Source organism: Sinomonas albida (genome assembly GCF_004919045.1).
Classification (GTDB): Bacteria; Actinomycetota; Actinomycetes; order Actinomycetales; family Micrococcaceae; genus Sinomonas; species Sinomonas albida.
On sequence record NZ_SWDW01000019.1, the window covers coordinates 44,770 to 58,770 of the forward strand.

At 70.8% G+C, this 14,001-nt stretch carries 14 protein-coding genes and 1 pseudogene; 7 read left to right on the top strand and 8 right to left on the bottom strand.

What is annotated here, in order from left to right; translation table 11 throughout:
• The first annotated feature begins 66 nt into the window (after window positions 1-66).
• Complete coding sequence (locus E6A26_RS16270; protein ID WP_136612253.1) at window positions 67-1,452, top strand: MFS transporter; 1,386 nt, start codon at window positions 67-69, stop codon at window positions 1,450-1,452.
• 15 nt (window positions 1,453-1,467) lie between these two features.
• Here E6A26_RS16270 and E6A26_RS16275 read toward each other — a convergent pair whose 3' ends face one another.
• Both E6A26_RS16275 and E6A26_RS16280 read right to left on the bottom strand, forming a co-directional pair.
• On the bottom strand, window positions 1,468-2,223 hold the full coding sequence (locus E6A26_RS16275) for a CoA transferase subunit B (RefSeq protein WP_136612254.1): 756 nt from the start codon (window positions 2,221-2,223) through the stop codon (window positions 1,468-1,470).
• A 31-nt stretch (window positions 2,224-2,254) separates the two neighbouring features.
• Window positions 2,255-2,974: a CoA transferase subunit A gene (locus E6A26_RS16280; RefSeq protein WP_136612255.1), complete on the bottom strand. Its 720-nt coding sequence runs from the start codon at window positions 2,972-2,974 to the stop codon at window positions 2,255-2,257.
• A gap of 160 nt (window positions 2,975-3,134) precedes the next feature.
• On the opposite strand from E6A26_RS16280, the gene E6A26_RS16285 reads away from it, so the two are divergent.
• The gene (locus tag E6A26_RS16285; RefSeq protein WP_234865593.1) at window positions 3,135-3,908 is read left to right on the top strand and encodes an IclR family transcriptional regulator; all 774 of its coding nucleotides are present in this window, start codon (window positions 3,135-3,137) and stop codon (window positions 3,906-3,908) included.
• On the opposite strand, the gene E6A26_RS16290 is transcribed toward E6A26_RS16285, so the two are convergent.
• Complete coding sequence (locus tag E6A26_RS16290) at window positions 3,905-5,287, bottom strand: alpha-hydroxy acid oxidase (RefSeq protein WP_234865596.1); 1,383 nt, start codon at window positions 5,285-5,287, stop codon at window positions 3,905-3,907. The genes E6A26_RS16285 and E6A26_RS16290 overlap by 4 nt on opposite strands.
• Window positions 5,284-6,279, bottom strand: coding sequence for a C-terminal binding protein (locus tag E6A26_RS16295; protein WP_136612257.1), 996 nt, complete (start codon window positions 6,277-6,279; stop codon window positions 5,284-5,286). The genes E6A26_RS16290 and E6A26_RS16295 overlap by 4 nt, the downstream gene beginning before the upstream one ends.
• 111 nt (window positions 6,280-6,390) lie before the next feature.
• Between E6A26_RS16295 and E6A26_RS16300 the strand changes: the two genes are divergently transcribed.
• The 3 genes from E6A26_RS16300 to E6A26_RS16310 all read left to right on the top strand — a co-directional run bounded on the left by E6A26_RS16300 (window position 6,391) and on the right by E6A26_RS16310 (window position 8,997).
• A complete protein-coding gene (locus E6A26_RS16300) occupies window positions 6,391-6,873 on the top strand; it encodes a cation:proton antiporter regulatory subunit (RefSeq protein ID WP_136612258.1) in 483 nt (160 codons plus the stop codon).
• Window positions 6,874-6,876: 3 nt separating this feature from the next.
• On the top strand, window positions 6,877-8,073 hold the full coding sequence (locus tag E6A26_RS16305; RefSeq protein ID WP_136612259.1) for a cation:proton antiporter: 1,197 nt from the start codon (window positions 6,877-6,879) through the stop codon (window positions 8,071-8,073).
• Between the two features lie 75 nt (window positions 8,074-8,148).
• Complete coding sequence (locus tag E6A26_RS16310; protein ID WP_136612260.1) at window positions 8,149-8,997, top strand: ACT domain-containing protein; 849 nt, start codon at window positions 8,149-8,151, stop codon at window positions 8,995-8,997.
• Between the two features lie 44 nt (window positions 8,998-9,041).
• On the opposite strand, the gene E6A26_RS16315 is transcribed toward E6A26_RS16310, so the two are convergent.
• Genes E6A26_RS16315 through E6A26_RS16325 form a run of 3 tightly spaced genes read right to left on the bottom strand, consistent with a single transcriptional unit; the run spans window position 9,042 to window position 12,141 of the window.
• Window positions 9,042-9,668: a LutC/YkgG family protein gene (locus E6A26_RS16315; protein ID WP_136612261.1), complete on the bottom strand. Its 627-nt coding sequence runs from the start codon at window positions 9,666-9,668 to the stop codon at window positions 9,042-9,044.
• Window positions 9,665-11,284 carry a lactate utilization protein B gene (locus E6A26_RS16320; protein ID WP_136612262.1) on the bottom strand — a complete coding sequence of 540 codons (1,620 nt, stop codon included), beginning with the start codon at window positions 11,282-11,284 and terminating at the stop codon, window positions 9,665-9,667. The genes E6A26_RS16315 and E6A26_RS16320 overlap by 4 nt, the downstream gene beginning before the upstream one ends.
• Window positions 11,281-12,141, bottom strand: a complete 861-nt coding sequence (locus E6A26_RS16325) for a (Fe-S)-binding protein (protein WP_136612263.1) — start codon at window positions 12,139-12,141, stop codon at window positions 11,281-11,283. Before E6A26_RS16325 ends, E6A26_RS16320 begins: the two co-directional genes overlap by 4 nt.
• A gap of 85 nt (window positions 12,142-12,226) precedes the next feature.
• Between E6A26_RS16325 and E6A26_RS16330 the strand changes: the two genes are divergently transcribed.
• Window positions 12,227-12,943, top strand: coding sequence for a FadR/GntR family transcriptional regulator (locus E6A26_RS16330; RefSeq protein ID WP_136612264.1), 717 nt, complete (start codon window positions 12,227-12,229; stop codon window positions 12,941-12,943).
• Between the two features lie 15 nt (window positions 12,944-12,958).
• Here E6A26_RS16330 and dcd read toward each other — a convergent pair whose 3' ends face one another.
• Window positions 12,959-13,534, bottom strand: coding sequence for a dCTP deaminase (dcd, locus tag E6A26_RS16335; protein WP_136612265.1), 576 nt, complete (start codon window positions 13,532-13,534; stop codon window positions 12,959-12,961).
• A 175-nt stretch (window positions 13,535-13,709) separates the two neighbouring features.
• Here dcd and E6A26_RS16340 point away from each other — a divergent pair.
• Window positions 13,710-14,001, top strand: a pseudogene (locus tag E6A26_RS16340) (amino acid permease); the annotation flags it as partial.

The following is a 14,001-nucleotide window of genomic DNA, read 5'->3' on the forward strand; positions in this document are numbered from 1 at the left end:
GATCCATCACTGGAAAATGCCGGTGCGAGCAGCGCTGCCAGTCTATCAACGGCTAGCATGCGAGCTATGACGACTGCCGCGCAGCAGCCATCGGAGCTCGAGCTCCACACCGCACCCGTCAAGAAGGGCCAAGTGCTCGCGTGGGCCTCGTGGGATTGGGGTTCCGCCGCGTTCAACGCCGTCATGACGACGTTCGTCTTCACCGTGTATCTGACCTCCTCCGCGTTCGGCGGCGCCGATCACGCCTCCTCCGTGCTCGGCGCGGCCCTCGGCATCGGCGGGTTCCTGATCGCGGTCTTGGCACCCGTGTCGGGCCAGCGCTCGGACGAGGGCGGCCGCCGCAAGCTGTGGCTCGGGGTGCACACGGGCGTGGTCGCCCTGCTCACGGGCCTGTGCTTCTTCGCCTTCCCGCGGACCGAGTTCCTCTGGTACGGCGCGAGCCTCATTGCGGCGGGCCACGTGTTCTCCGAGCTCGCGGGCGTGAACTACAACGCGATGCTCCAGCAGATCGCCAGCCCCCGGACGATCGGCCGCATCTCGGGTCTCGGCTGGTCCGCGGGGTACTTCGGGGGCATCGTCGCCCTGCTGCTCGTCCTCGCACTCTTCGTGCAGCCCGCTTTCCACTGGTTCGGCGCCTCGACGGCGGAGAGCCTCAACATCCGTCTCGTCGCCGTCTTCTCGATGCTGTGGATCATCGCCTTCTCCCTGCCGGTCCTGTTCGCGGTGCCCGAAGTACGACGGCGCCCGGCGGCTCGGCTGGGCGTCGTCGCCTCGTACGGGCTGCTGTGGCGACGCGTCGTGGCGATCTACCGCACGAGCCCGCACACGCTGTACTTCCTGGTGGCGAGCGCGGTCTTCCGGGACGGGCTCGCCGCAGTGTTCACGTTCGGCGGCGTCATCGCGGCGGGGACGTTCGGCTTCACGCTCAGCCAGGTCATCTTCTTCGCGATCTTCGGCAACGTCGTCGCGGCCGTCGGGGCCATCACGGGCGGCTTCCTCGACGACCGGATCGGGCCCAAGCGGGTCATCATGGGCTCGCTCGTGGGACTGCTCGTGGCGGGATCCGCCATCCTCGTGCTCGGCAACGGAACGTACTCCGTCTTCGGGTTCACGTGGACGGGCTCGCTGACGTTCTGGGTCTTCGGGCTGTTCCTCACGCTGTTCGTCGGTCCGGCGCAGGCCTCCGCTCGGGCGTACCTCGCGCGGCTCGCGCCGGACGGGGAGTCCGGCGAGCTCTTCGGCCTCTACGCGACGACGGGCCGCGCGGTGAGCTTCCTCTCGCCCCTTCTGTTCAGCGCGTGCATCGCGATCGCGACACCGCTCGTCGCCGAGGGCCAGGCGCAGCGGTGGGGCATCCTCGGGATCATGGTGGTGCTCCTCGCGGGCCTGCTCGTGCTGGTCCCGGTGCGGCCGCCGTCGAAGGTCGCGACCGCGGTCGTGCCTGAGAGCTGACGCACCGGCCGGCTGTCACGCACTTGGCGGCGACGCGGCCTCTTCGTCTTCGAGGACGACGACGAACGGTGCCCCGGTCTTGTCCCTCACCTCGTCGAGGCCCACCCCGGGCGCGAGCCGGCGCAGCGCGAGGCGAGGGGCGCCGTCGTCGTCTGTCGGGGCCGGCGCCGCGGCGACGCCCTGGCCCCCCTGGACGCCCTGGACGCCCTGGACGCCCGCAGAGCCTGTCACGACGTCGAAGACCGCAAGGTCCGTCACAATGCGGTCCACGACCCGCCGCCCGGTGAGCGGGAGCGTGCACTCGGCGACGATCTTGGGTGAGCCGTCCTTCGCGACGTGCTCGGTGAGGACCACGATGCGCGGCGTGCCCGCGACGAGGTCCATGGCCCCGCCCATACCCTTGACCATCTTCCCTGGGATCTGCCAGTTGGCGAGGTCGCCCTCGGCGGAGACCTGCATCGCGCCGAGGACCGCGACCTTCACGTGCCCTCCCCGGATCATCGCGAACGAATCGCTCGAGTCGAAGATGCTCCCGCCGGGCAGGACCGTCACGGTCTGCTTGCCAGCGTTGATGAGGTCCGCGTCCTCCTCGCCCTCGTACGGGAAGGGGCCCATCCCGAGCAGGCCGTTCTCGCTCTGCAGGGTCACCCGGACGCCAGGGGGAAGGTTGTTGGCGACGAGCGTCGGGATGCCGATCCCGAGGTTCACGTAGTCGCCGTCGTTCAGTTCCTGGGCCGCGATGGCGGCCATCTCGTCTCGTGTCCACGGCATCGTGGGTTCCTCCTAGGGCCTTGGTTGGGGATCAGGCGTGGGCGACGGCCGCGGGCCGGAGCCGGACGGTGCGCTGCTCGATGTCCTTCACCCTCGGGCGGGACTGGACGAGGTGCTGGACGAACACGCCCGGGGTGACGATGTGGTTGGCGTCGAGCTCGCCGGCGCCGACGATCAGCTCGGCCTCGGCGATCGTCACCTTGCCGGCCGTGGCGACGACCGGGTTGAAGTTCCGCGCCGTGTACCGGTAGACGAGGTTCCCCTCAGTGTCCGCGGTGTGGGCGTGGACGAGCGCCACGTCGGCGACGATGCCGCGCTCCTGGACGTACACCTGGCCGTCGAACTCCTCGTGCGGCTTGCCCTCGGCCACGACGGTGCCGACTCCGGTGCGCGTGTAGAAGGCGGGGATCCCGGCGCCGCCGGCCCGGAGCCGCTCGGCGAGCGTGCCCTGCGGGACGAACTCGACCTCGAGCTCCCCCGCGAGGTACTGCTGCGCGAAGAGCCTGTTCTCACCGACGTAGGACGCCACGACCTTGCGGACCTGGCCGGACTCGATGAGGATCCCGAGGCCCTTCCCGTCCACGCCCATGTTGTTCGAGACGACCGTGAGGCCCTGCGCCCCGGAGTCCCGCACGGCCTCGATGAGGTCCGCGGGGATCCCGCTCAGCCCGAAGCCGCCGACGGCGAGGATCGCGCCGTCCCGCAGTGCGGCCCCCACGGTCTCGCGGGCGCCCTCCCTCAGCTTTGCCATTGCCAGCGCTTCCTCTCGCTCACCACTTTGTGGACGGGTAGATTCCTCTGGAGAACGTAGGAGAGTGGCACAATACGGCGCAAGGGCATTGCGCGCCAAGTGCACACTGTGGACTCAGTTCGATTCTTTGCCCACATTATGGGCATGGCAAGGAGGTCGTGTGAGTGCCAACTCAGCAGTCCCGGGCGCGCAGGTGGTCGGCAGGGTGGCCAGACTTCTGCGCCTCGTCGGCGGCCATCCCTCCGGCGCGTCCACGACCTCGCTCGCGCACGAAGCCGGGCTGACGCGCCCGACGGCGCATCGCCTCCTCACGTCGTTGGCCGCCGAGGGGCTGCTGGACACCGACCCGCAGTCCGGCCAGTGGGTGCTCGGCACCGAGCTCTACCTCCTCGGCTCCATCGCGGCCTCGCGCTTCTCCTTCGAGGAGCTCGCGCGCCCGAGCATCCGAAGGCTCGCCGAGGCGTCCGGCGAGAGTGCGTTCTACAGCATCAGGCAGGGAAGCGAGACGATGTGCCTTCTCCGCGAGGAGGGCAGCTTCCCCATCCGCTCCTTCGTGCTCCGGGAAGGAGTCCGGTTCCCCCTCGGCGTCGCCTCGGCAGGCTTGGCCATGATGGCGTTCCTGCCAGCCGGCGAGCAGGAGGCGTTCCTCGGACGATGGAGCGAGCACGCGGGCCAGTTCGCGGCGGGCCACACCGAGGCCACCGTCCGGCATGAGCTCGAGCAGACTCGGCTGCGCGGTTACTCGGTCAATCCCGGGCTAGTCCTCGAAGGCAGCTACGGCATGGGCGCGGCGGTGTTCGACGGGAACGGAAACCCGGTCGGCGCGGTCTCCCTCACGGGCATCGAGCCCAGATTCCGCGCCGACCGCCGCGGGCTTCTCGGCAGGCTCCTCATGGAGGAAGCCCACCGCATCAGCACGAAGCTGACCCGCTAGGCTCCGCCGGGCAGGCCCGGCGCGCCGGACTCCGCCGGCTGGTAGACCCGGCCCGTCCTCACATGACGGGGCGCGATCGCGCTCGTCGCGTCGAGTCCGAGGAGCTGGAGCGCCCGCCGGTACTCGGTGCGCAGGATCTCGACGGCGCGCTCAACGCCGCGCTCTCCCCCGGCCATGAGGCCGTAGAGGTACGCGCGGCCGATCATGACGGCATCCGCGCCCCGCGCTATCGCCGCGATGATGTCCTGGCCGTTGCGCACCCCGCTGTCGAGGAGCACGGTGGCGTCCGGGCCCACCGCCTCGCGAACCGCCGGAAGGACGTCCAGCGTGGCGGGCGTGCGGTCCAACTGGCGGCCGCCGTGGTTCGACACGATGACGCCGTCCGCGCCGAGCCCGACTGCGCGTTGCGCGTCCGCGGGGTTGAGCACCCCCTTCACGAGGAGGCGGTGCGGCCACTCCGCCCGGAGCCAGGCGAGGTCGTCCCAGTCGAGGCCCGGGTCGAACAGCATCGCCGCGACGTCCTTGGAGGTTCCCGGGTAGTCCCGGAGAGACGCGAAGTTGATGGGCGCCGTCGTGAGCTTGTTGGCCCACCAGTACGGGAAGCGCGCCATGTCGAGGAACGTCTGCACCGTGAGCGAGGGCGGGATGGTGAGCCCGTTGCGCGTGTCCTTGTGCCGGCCGCCGCCCACCGCGGTGTCGATCGTGAGGACGACCGTGGTACACCCTGCCGCGAGCGCGCGCCCGACCATTTCGGTGTTGAGGGCCCGATCGTTCGTGAGGTACAGCTGGAACCAGTTCTGCCCGCGCGGCGCCGCGTCGCGGACCTCCTCGATGGTCGACGTGCCCACGGTCGAGAGCGCGTACGGGAGCCCATTCCGCTGTGCGACCCGTGCCACCGCGGCCTCGCCCTCGTGATGCATCATGCGCGTGTAGCCGGTCGGCGCGAACACGAGCGGGAACGCGATGCGCTCGCCGAGGAGCTCGGTCGAAAGGTCCGGGTCCGCCACCGAGTTCAGGCCCTCCGGGACGAACACCGCGCCCCGGAACGCGTCGAGGTTGCGCTGGGCCGTGACCTCGGCCTCGGCCCCGCCGTCCACGTAGTCGAAGACGGCCCGCGGCGTGGTGCGGCGGGAAATGCGGCGGAGGTCCTCGATCGTGAGGGCCCTCTCGAGTCGCCGCTGCACCGGATCGAGCACGGGCGCGCGGAACTGGAGGAGCTCGCGCACCTCGGAGACGCGGGGGAGCTGGCGGCGCACGCGGATTCGCGCGTCGGGCGCCTCGCTCGCCGCGGGGGCGCTGACGACGGCGGGACCCTCGCCTGCCGCTGGAGCGTCCGCGGCCGTCTGCATCTGACCGTCTGGCCGGTCTGTGGGGCTCATGCGAAGACCTCCTGGTTCACGATGTTCCGCGGCCGCCGCCCGGCGACCACGTCTGCGACGTTCTGGGCCGTCCGGGCCTTGAGCTCCTGCTGCGACTCCTCGCTGTACCACGCGGCGTGCGGCGTGAGCACGGTGTTCGGGAGCGCGAGGAGCGGGCTGTCCTGCGGGAGCGGCTCCTGCTCGAAGACATCCAGCCCGGCGCCCCGGATCGCCCCCGAGCGGAGCGCCTCGACGAGCGCCTCGGTGTCGACCACGCCGCCGCGGCACGTGTTGACGAGCACGGCGCCGGGCTTCATGGCCGCGAGGACCCCCGCGTCGATCAAGTGCCGAGAGTGGGCATTGAGCGGAACGTGCAGCGAGACGACGTCCGAGCGCTCGATGAGCTCGGCGAAGCTGACCGCCTCGGTGCCGTCCGCCGTCGTCGTCCCCGGTGCGTGCAGCGGGTCGAAGCCGATGGTTCGGTAGCCCACGCCGCGGGCCTTGCGCGCCGTCGCGGCCCCGATGAGCCCCAAGCCCACGACGCCGAACGTGCGTCCGGCGACCCGGTGGAGCGGCTGGACGGGCTCGAGCGAGTAGTTCCCCGCGCGCAGGGCCCGGTCGAGGCCCACGGTGCCGCGCGCGAGGCTCAGGGCGAGCGCGATCGCGTGGTCGCTCACGTCCTCGGTCCCATAGTCCGGCACGTTGCACACGGCGACGCCGTGCTGCGTGGCCGCCTCGACGTCCACGTTGTCGACGCCGACGCCATATCGGCCCACGGCCTTGAGGGTCGGAAGCGCCTCAACGACGGCGCGGGTGATCGGCGCGTACTGGACGATGAGCGCCGCCGCGCCCTGCGCCGCGGCGATGACCTCGGCCTCGGTCCGGCATGCGGCGCGGACCAGTTCAAGGCCCTCCGCTGCCGCGACCGCCTCCTCCTCCGCCACGGCTCCGTGGTCGACGTCCGTGATGACCACGCGGGGCTTCGAGTCCACCGCGACCTCCTTCTCGCTCACTTCTCATGTGCTCCAGTCAGCTTAAACCAGCAAATCGTATAGGAGATATCCGATATCCTGATCGTTTCCTGAGTCCGGATAGTCCGTCAGGCATCGGACTAGAGTTGTGGCATGAACGTGGAGGAGACGGAGCTCCCCGGTTTCGGGGTGCGCAAGGACTTCATGACGAAGTCAGGGCGGCGCATCGGGGTCGTGGCGCACCGCGACGGGGAAACAGAGCTCATCATCTCGGCCTGGGACGATCCAGACACCTGCCAGGCCTCGATCCCGCTCACGGGCGACGAGGCCTCGGCCCTCGGCAATCTCCTCGGGAGCCAGCGCATCGTGATGCAGCTCACCGAGGAGCACAAGGAGGTCCCGGGCATCGTGACCCGGCAGTTCAGCATCCTCCCCGACTCGCCGTACCGGGACCAGCCCATGGGCAAGGCTGCGATCCGAACGCGCACGTCGGTCTCGATCGTCGCGATCATGCGCGAGGGCGAGGTGCTCCCGTCCCCGGGCCCGGACGCGATCCTCCATGCCGCGGACCTCCTGGTCGCCGTCGGCACGCAGGAGGGGCTCGACGCGACGGCGATGATCCTGCGCAACGGGTAGCCCATGGATCCGATTGCGCTCACGCTCATCGAACTCGGGGCCGTGATCTTCGCCCTCGGTTTCCTCGCGCGGCTTGCGGGTCGGATCAGCATGTCCCCCATTCCGCTGTACCTGCTCGGCGGCCTTCTCTTCGGTGCCGGCGGGGTCGTTGACCTCCACGGGGTCCGGGAATTCGCGCATCTCGCCGGGGAAATCGGCGTGATCCTCCTCCTGCTCCTCCTGGGACTCGAGTACACGGCGAAGGAGCTCTTCACCGGCCTGCGCCGCTCGTGGCAGGCCGGGGTCGTGGACGCCGTGCTCAACTTCCTCCCCGGCGCGGGGGTCGCGCTCCTGCTGGGCTGGGGCGGCGTCGGGGCGCTCGTGATGGGCGGCGTCACGTACATCTCCTCATCCGGAATCGTCGCGAAGGTCATCACGGACCTCGGCCGGCTCGGCAACCGCGAGACGCCGACCATCCTCTCGATCCTCGTGTTCGAGGACCTCGCGATGGCCATCTACCTGCCGATCCTCACTGCCGTTCTCGCGGGCGTGGGCTGGCTGGGTGGGCTCCAGACGGTGGCGATCTCGCTCGCCGTCATCACGATCGTGCTCGTCGTGGCGCTGCGTCACGGGCACCGCGTCTCGAAGGTCGTCCACAGCGAGAACTCCGAGGTGTTCCTGCTGAACGTCATGGGCCTCGCGCTGCTCGTGGCCGGGCTTGCCTCCGCGATGCAGGTCTCCACGGCCGTGGGCGCGTTCCTGCTCGGCATCGCCATTTCAGGCACGACGGCGGACGTCGCCTCACGCCTGCTCGAGCCCCTGCGCGACTTGTTCGCGGCGATCTTCTTCGTAGCGGTTGGACTCAACACTGATCCCCTGTCCATCCCTCCGGTCCTCGGCTGGGCCGTCCTCCTCGCCCTCGTGACGGCGATCACGAAGATGGCCACGGGCTGGTGGGCCGCATGGCGTGCGGGTGTCGCTATCCCCGGGCGGGCGCGCGCGGGGGCCTCACTCATAGCCCGCGGCGAGTTCTCGGTGGTCATCGCGGGACTCGCCGTGACGTCCGGCGCGATCACCGGAGAGCTCGCGGCCCTCGCGGAGGCGTACGTCTTGCTGATGGCCGTCATCGGCCCCCTCGCGGCTCGGTTCATCGAGCCCGCCGTCAAGGCGCTCCGGCGCCCCCGCAAGCCCAAGCGGGAGACCCCGGCCACGGTCGGCTGACCGTTCTGGGCCCAGGGTCGCGAGCTTAAACGCCCTGGCAACATCCTTGAAACCTCGCCCGGCGAGCATGGAGTAATGGACGCCCCGCGCACGGCCCAGATCACCCCTGCCCGCGACTCGCACCCGGCCCACGCCGATCTCGCGTGCGAGGTCTGCGGACGCTACCCCGAGCCGCCCAAGGTCCGCCTCACGCTCGCGAATGTGGCCGCGATGCTGCCCATCGAGCTCGCGGTGCACGCCGCCGTCGTCGGTACGGAGTGGCCGCTCCCGCTCAAGGTGCTGCTCCTCGCGGCGACGACCACGGCGCTCGTCATCTGGGTTGCGGAGCCAAGTGTCCGGCGGCTCCTGCGCTCGTGGCTGCACGCGCCCGCCCTCAGGCGTCGCCGCGCGCTCGAGGTCGCGCCGGCCCTGTGGCGGGCGCGCGTCACGCTTCCCGACATGCCGGGGGCGCTCGAGCGGATCACTCGCGCGCTCGCGAAGCTCGGCGTGAACGTCCTCTCCATCCAATCGCAGCCCGTGACGGGCGGCGTGGTCGACGCGCTCGTGCTCTCGGCTCCGGGCGGGCTCACCGAGGACGATCTCCACGATGCGCTGGCCCACGGCGGCGGTGCGGGCCCGCGCGTGTGGCCCACCACGCCGCTCGCGCTCGTCGACGGCCCGACGCACGCGCTGAGCCTCGCCGCGCGCGTCGCCGCGAACCCTGCCGAGCTCCCGTACGCGGCGGCCGAGCTCCTGGGCGCCGAGCGGGTCTCCGCGGACCGGCCGCTCGACCCCGAGGCCGTGGCTCGCGGATCCATCCTCAAGGTCCCGGCCTCGCCCGAGCCGCTCGTGCTCGTTCGGCCGGGCGAACCGTTCACGCCTGCCGAGTCCGCCCGCGTGAGCCGCCTCGCGGAGCTCGCCGAGGCGAGCGCGCTTCGCGGATAGCCCGGCTGGCCCGGCTAGCGCCCGCTAGCGCCGACTAGCGCCGACTAGCGGGCGATGATGACGTCGAGCGTGCGCGGGCCGTGGACGCCCTCGACGCGCTCGAGCTCGATGTCGCTCGTCGCCGAGGGGCCCGAGATGAGCGTGAGCGGGCGCGTCGTGTCGAGCCGCGCGAAGCCCTCCGGGACGATCCCGACGATCGTCTCGACCGGCACGACGCACACGTGATGGTCCGGCACGAGTGAGATCGCCCGCCGCCCCTGGTCCGGCGAGCCGTCCAGCACGATCGTTCCGGTCTCCGCGATGCTCACGGCAGAGGACGTCACCACCGCGTCCAGGCCGTCCAGACGGACGACGGCGAGAGGTGCCTCACGCGAGTCCCGCACCGCGCGCTCGTCGAGGCTCGGGTCAAGCCACTCGGCGGGGAAGCCCTCCGGGACCGCGAACTCCTTGCCCTCGAGCCGCGCTCGGACCGCGGCGGCCACGTTCCCCCGCGGAACCACCTCGACGCGGGCCTTGTAGTCCTCGAGGCGGTCGACGAGGAGTTCCACGAGGGCGTCCTCGTCGAGGCCCGACTCCGTGCGGTACTCCGCGAGAGCTGACGGCTGGACGGCCGCCGGTTCGGCGCCGAGCGCCTCCCGGACGCGTCCCAGAATCTCTTCGCGCGCGCTCATTGAGCCTCCCCTTCCGTCGCGCCGTCACTCGTCGCGCCGCCGGTCGCGGGGCCACGCGTTGATCCGTCACCGTCCGCGGGTGGGGCGTCCTTCTGGCGCTTCTTCCACCAGCTCCGGAACGATTCGCTCGGCGGGGCGGGGATGTCGCGGCTCTGGGTCCAGCCGGCTCCGAGGCCGGGGAGCCGGGAGATCTTCCCGTCGCGCCCGGCGAGCGCACGCGCCACCGGGAGGCCCTTCTCGAGCAGCCCGAGCCGGTCCCCCGAGGACAGCGCCCAGGACGCCGCGCCCAGGGCGACATCCATCTGGGTGGGGAGGCCCCGCCGTCGTCCGCTGGACTTCGCGCCGGCGCGGTCCGCGCCGCCAGGACCCGCATCCCGGCCGTGTTTCGCTTCCACGTCCTCGCCGCGCAGGTGCACGAGGATCTCGGGGATGTTGATCTTGACGGGACACGCGTCGAAGCACGCGCCGCACAGCGAGGACGCGTACGGGAGCGACGAGTTCTCCTCCGCCTCGACGCCGGTCAGGAGCGGCGAGAGGATCGCGCCGATCGGGCCGGGGTACGTCGAGCCGTAGGCATGGCCGCCCGTGCGCTCGTACACGGGGCACACGTTCATGCACGCGGAGCAGCGGATGCAGTGCAGCGCGCTGCGGCCGTGACGGTCGGCGAGCGCGCGCGTCCGCCCGTTGTCGAGCAGGACCACGTGGACGTTCTGCGGCCCGTCCCCGGGAGTCACGCCGGTCCAGAGCGAGGTGTACGGGTTCATGCGCTCGCCCGTCGAGGAGCGCGGGAGCAGCTGCATGAAGACCTCGAGGTCCTGCGCCCGCGGGAGCACCTTCTCGATGCCCATGACCGTGATGAGCGTCTCCGGGAGCGTGAGACACATGCGCCCGTTGCCCTCCGACTCGACGACGCCGAGCGTCCCCATCTCCGCGATGCCGAAGTTCGCGCCGGAGATTGCGACCTTCGCGGACAGGAACTTCCGGCGCAGGTGCGCGCGGGCGGCCATCGCGAGGCGGCGCGGCTCGTCCGTGAGTGCCGGGTCGACGTCCGGCATTTCGCGCAGGAAGATGTCCCGGATCTCGGTCCGGTTCTTGTGGATCGCGGGGACCAGGATGTGGCTCGGCTTGTCGTGCCCGAGCTGGACGATGAGCTCGGCGAGGTCCGTCTCGAACGCCGCGATGCCGCGCTCCTCGAGGTACTCGTTGAGTCCGATCTCCTGCGTGGCCATGGACTTGACCTTGACGACCTCGTCCGAGCCGGTCTCACGGATGAGACCCTCGACGATCCGGTTCGCCTCCGCGGCGTCGCGCGCCCAGTGCACCGTGCCGCCGCGGGCGGTGAACTGCTCCTCGAACTGCGTCAACAGCTCGGGCAGGCGCGACATCGCCTCGGTCTTGATCGCCGAGCCCGCGTCGCGGAGCGCCTGCCAGTCAGGGAGCTCCGAGACGACGCGCAGGCGCTTGTCGCGGATCGTATGCGTCGCGTGGCCGAGGTTCTCGCGGAGCTGGGCGTTGCCGAGCTCGCGGTGCGCGGCCTGGGGGAAAGGCTCGACGGCGGAGATGTTGCCGAAGCCGCGGGGAGGTACGGCCGGAATCCCGAGGCTCACCGAACTCATCGCGCACCCCCGGCGGGCGAGCCGGCGAGCGCAAGCCCGCCGTCGAACGTCAGGGGATGCTCGCGGGTCGAGGCGAGCACCTCCGCGAGGTGGAGCGTGCGCACGGGGGCGTCTCCCGCCGTCGTCCGCTGCTCGCGGGAGAGCCCTCCGCCGATGTGCATGAGGCACGAGGCGTCGCCGCCCGCACACGCCGCGGCACCCGTCCCGCAGATGTTGGCGACCTTGTCGGCCAGCATCGCCGAGGAGACGTCCGCGTTCTTGACGGCGAACGTGCCGCCGAAGCCGCAGCATTGGTCCGCCTCGGGGAGGTCGACGACGTCGAGCCCCTCGACGCTTCGAAGCAGGTTCAGCTGCCGGTCTCCGAGGCGCAGGAGGCGCATGCCGTGGCATGACGGGTGGTACGCGATGGTGCCGGGGAGGTACGAGCCGAGCTGCGCCGCGGCGTCGGTGACCCCGAGGACGTCGGTGAGCAGCTGGGCAAGCTCGAACGTGCGATCGCCGACGGCGGCCGCGCGCGCCTCGAGCGTCGCGTCGGCTCGTCGTTCCCCCTTCTCGACCGCCCACCGCGCGACCATCGCGTGCTGATGCTTCACGGAGGCGACGCACGAGCCGGACGGCGCGACCGCGACGTCGTACTCCCCGCCGTCGAATCCCGCCTCGAAAGTCTTCACGTGGTTCTCCACGACGGGCAGCGCCTCGCGGAAGTAGCCGGAGTTCAGGTGCATCTGGCCGCAGCAGGCCTGGCCGGCGGGGAACACGACCTCGTGCCCGAGCCGCTCCAGGATCTGCACCGTGGCCTGCGCGACGCGCGGATACATCGCGTCGACGATGCACGTCGCGAAGAGCGCGATCTTCATGGGGAATCCTCTCCGGCCGGGGGGCTTGCCGTCGGTCTGTGGTCTGACCATACAGTCCGACCGCACGGTGCGGCAAGATGGACCCATGCCCCAGCCAATCTCGCGCACCGCCTCCGATCGGGCCCACGACGCCGTGCTGAGGCACATCGAGGAGAGCCTGCGCTCCGGGGACCTGAAGCTCGGCGACCGGCTGCCCGGCGAGCGGGCGCTCGCGGACCAGTTCGGCATCTCGAGGGCGTCCGTGCGGGACGCGATTCGCGCGCTCGAGGTCATGGGGGTAGTGAAGTCCTCCACGGGCTCGGGGCCGAACGCCGGCACGATCGTGGTCTCAGATCCGTCCGCCGCGCTCGGTTCGGCGCTGCGGCTCCACGTGGCGAGCCAGCGGCTCCCGGTCCGCGACATCGTCGAGGCCCGCGTCATGATGGAGACATGGTCGCTCGCGCATGCCGCCGAGGCGTCCTGGGAGCCGGGGCAGCTAGACGAGGCGCGGCGGCTGCTCGACGCGATGGACGACGGCGGGCTCCCCTCCCCCGCCTTCACGGCCCTCGACGCCCAGTTCCACGTGGCCCTGAGCGCGCTCGCGGGGAACGCCGTGGTCAGCACGATGATGGACTCGCTGCGGGAGGCGATTCGCACCTACGTGGACGACGCCGTGGCCCATCGGGGCGCGTGGGCCGACATCGTCGGGACCCTCCGCGAGCAGCATCGTGGAATCCTCGAGGCCGTCGAGGCGCGCGACGGCGAGCGGGCGTCGCGGCTGGTGCGCGAGCATATCGAGTGGTTCTACGCGCGGACCCTGTAGCCCGCGCGGCCATCGTCAGACGCTGGTGCGGTGGAAGTTGAGGAAGCTGCGCGAGGCGGTCGGGCCGCGCTGGCCCTGGTACCGGTTGCCGTATGTGCCGGACCCGTACGGGTGCTCGGCTGCGGAGGAGAGCCGGAAGAAGCACAGCTGGCCGATCTTCATGCCCGGCCACAGCTTGATGGGGAGGGTCGCGACGTTCGAGAGCTCTAGCGTCACGTGGCCCGAGAAGCCGGGATCGATGAAGCCTGCCGTCGAGTGGGTCAGGAGGCCCAGCCGCCCGAGTGACGACTTCCCCTCGAGCCGGGCCGCGATGTCCTCGGGCAGCGAGACGGTCTCGAACGTGGAGCCGAGCACGAACTCGCCGGGATGAAGGATGAAGGGCTCGTCGTTCGCGACCTCGACGAGCCGCGTGAGCTCGGGCTGCTCGAGCGCGGGGTCGATGTGGGCGTACTTGTGGTTGTCGAACAGCCGGAAGAAGCGGTCGATCCGCACGTCGACGCTGGACGGCTGGACCATTTCCGGCTCGAACGGCTCCAGCGAGATCCGCTGGGAGTCGATCTCGGTACGAATATCGCGGTCGGAGAGCAGCACGCCTCCCAAAATACCGCAGCCGGGCCCACGGACGGCGGTCGTCGCGTCACGTGGCTGCGGCATGACGGCGGCCCGGATTCCAGCATGCGGCCAACCCTTGTGCGCTCGGAGGCCGTGTGGCACAAGCCATACGTGCTGTGGCACACTGTCGGGTCGAAAGACTGACCCCCAAGAAATGAGCTCCATGCCCTCCCCACAGCCCGACTTCGACCATCTCGAGGATCATGGTCATGCGCTTTCGAGCGACCATGTGATCCATGCCGAGGATGCCGGCTACCACAAGGGCCTCAAGGCCCGGCAGATCCAGATGATCGCGATCGGCGGCGCGATCGGCACCGGCCTGTTCCTGGGCGCGGGCGGGCGGCTGGCCGCCGCCGGCCCTTCCCTGGTGTTCGCGTACGCGATCTGCGGCGCGTTCGTGTTCCTGATCCTGCGCGCCCTGGGCGAGCTCGTGCTGCACCGGCCCT

Excerpts from the sequence above, each read along its gene's own strand:
- E6A26_RS16270 (WP_136612253.1), top strand. The coding sequence starts at position 67 with ATGACGACTGCCGCGCAGCAGCCATCGGAGCTCGAGCTCCACACCGCA.
- E6A26_RS16275 (WP_136612254.1), bottom strand. The coding sequence starts at position 2,223 with ATGCCGTGGACACGAGACGAGATGGCCGCCATCGCGGCCCAGGAACTG.
- E6A26_RS16280 (WP_136612255.1), bottom strand. The coding sequence starts at position 2,974 with ATGGCAAAGCTGAGGGAGGGCGCCCGCGAGACCGTGGGGGCCGCACTG.
- E6A26_RS16290 (WP_234865596.1), bottom strand. The coding sequence starts at position 5,287 with ATGAGCCCCACAGACCGGCCAGACGGTCAGATGCAGACGGCCGCGGAC.
- E6A26_RS16300 (WP_136612258.1), top strand. The coding sequence starts at position 6,391 with ATGAACGTGGAGGAGACGGAGCTCCCCGGTTTCGGGGTGCGCAAGGAC.
- E6A26_RS16305 (WP_136612259.1), top strand. The coding sequence starts at position 6,877 with ATGGATCCGATTGCGCTCACGCTCATCGAACTCGGGGCCGTGATCTTC.
- E6A26_RS16310 (WP_136612260.1), top strand. The coding sequence starts at position 8,149 with ATGGACGCCCCGCGCACGGCCCAGATCACCCCTGCCCGCGACTCGCAC.
- E6A26_RS16315 (WP_136612261.1), bottom strand. The coding sequence starts at position 9,668 with ATGAGCGCGCGCGAAGAGATTCTGGGACGCGTCCGGGAGGCGCTCGGC.
- E6A26_RS16320 (WP_136612262.1), bottom strand. The coding sequence starts at position 11,284 with ATGAGTTCGGTGAGCCTCGGGATTCCGGCCGTACCTCCCCGCGGCTTC.
- E6A26_RS16325 (WP_136612263.1), bottom strand. The coding sequence starts at position 12,141 with ATGAAGATCGCGCTCTTCGCGACGTGCATCGTCGACGCGATGTATCCG.
- E6A26_RS16330 (WP_136612264.1), top strand. The coding sequence starts at position 12,227 with ATGCCCCAGCCAATCTCGCGCACCGCCTCCGATCGGGCCCACGACGCC.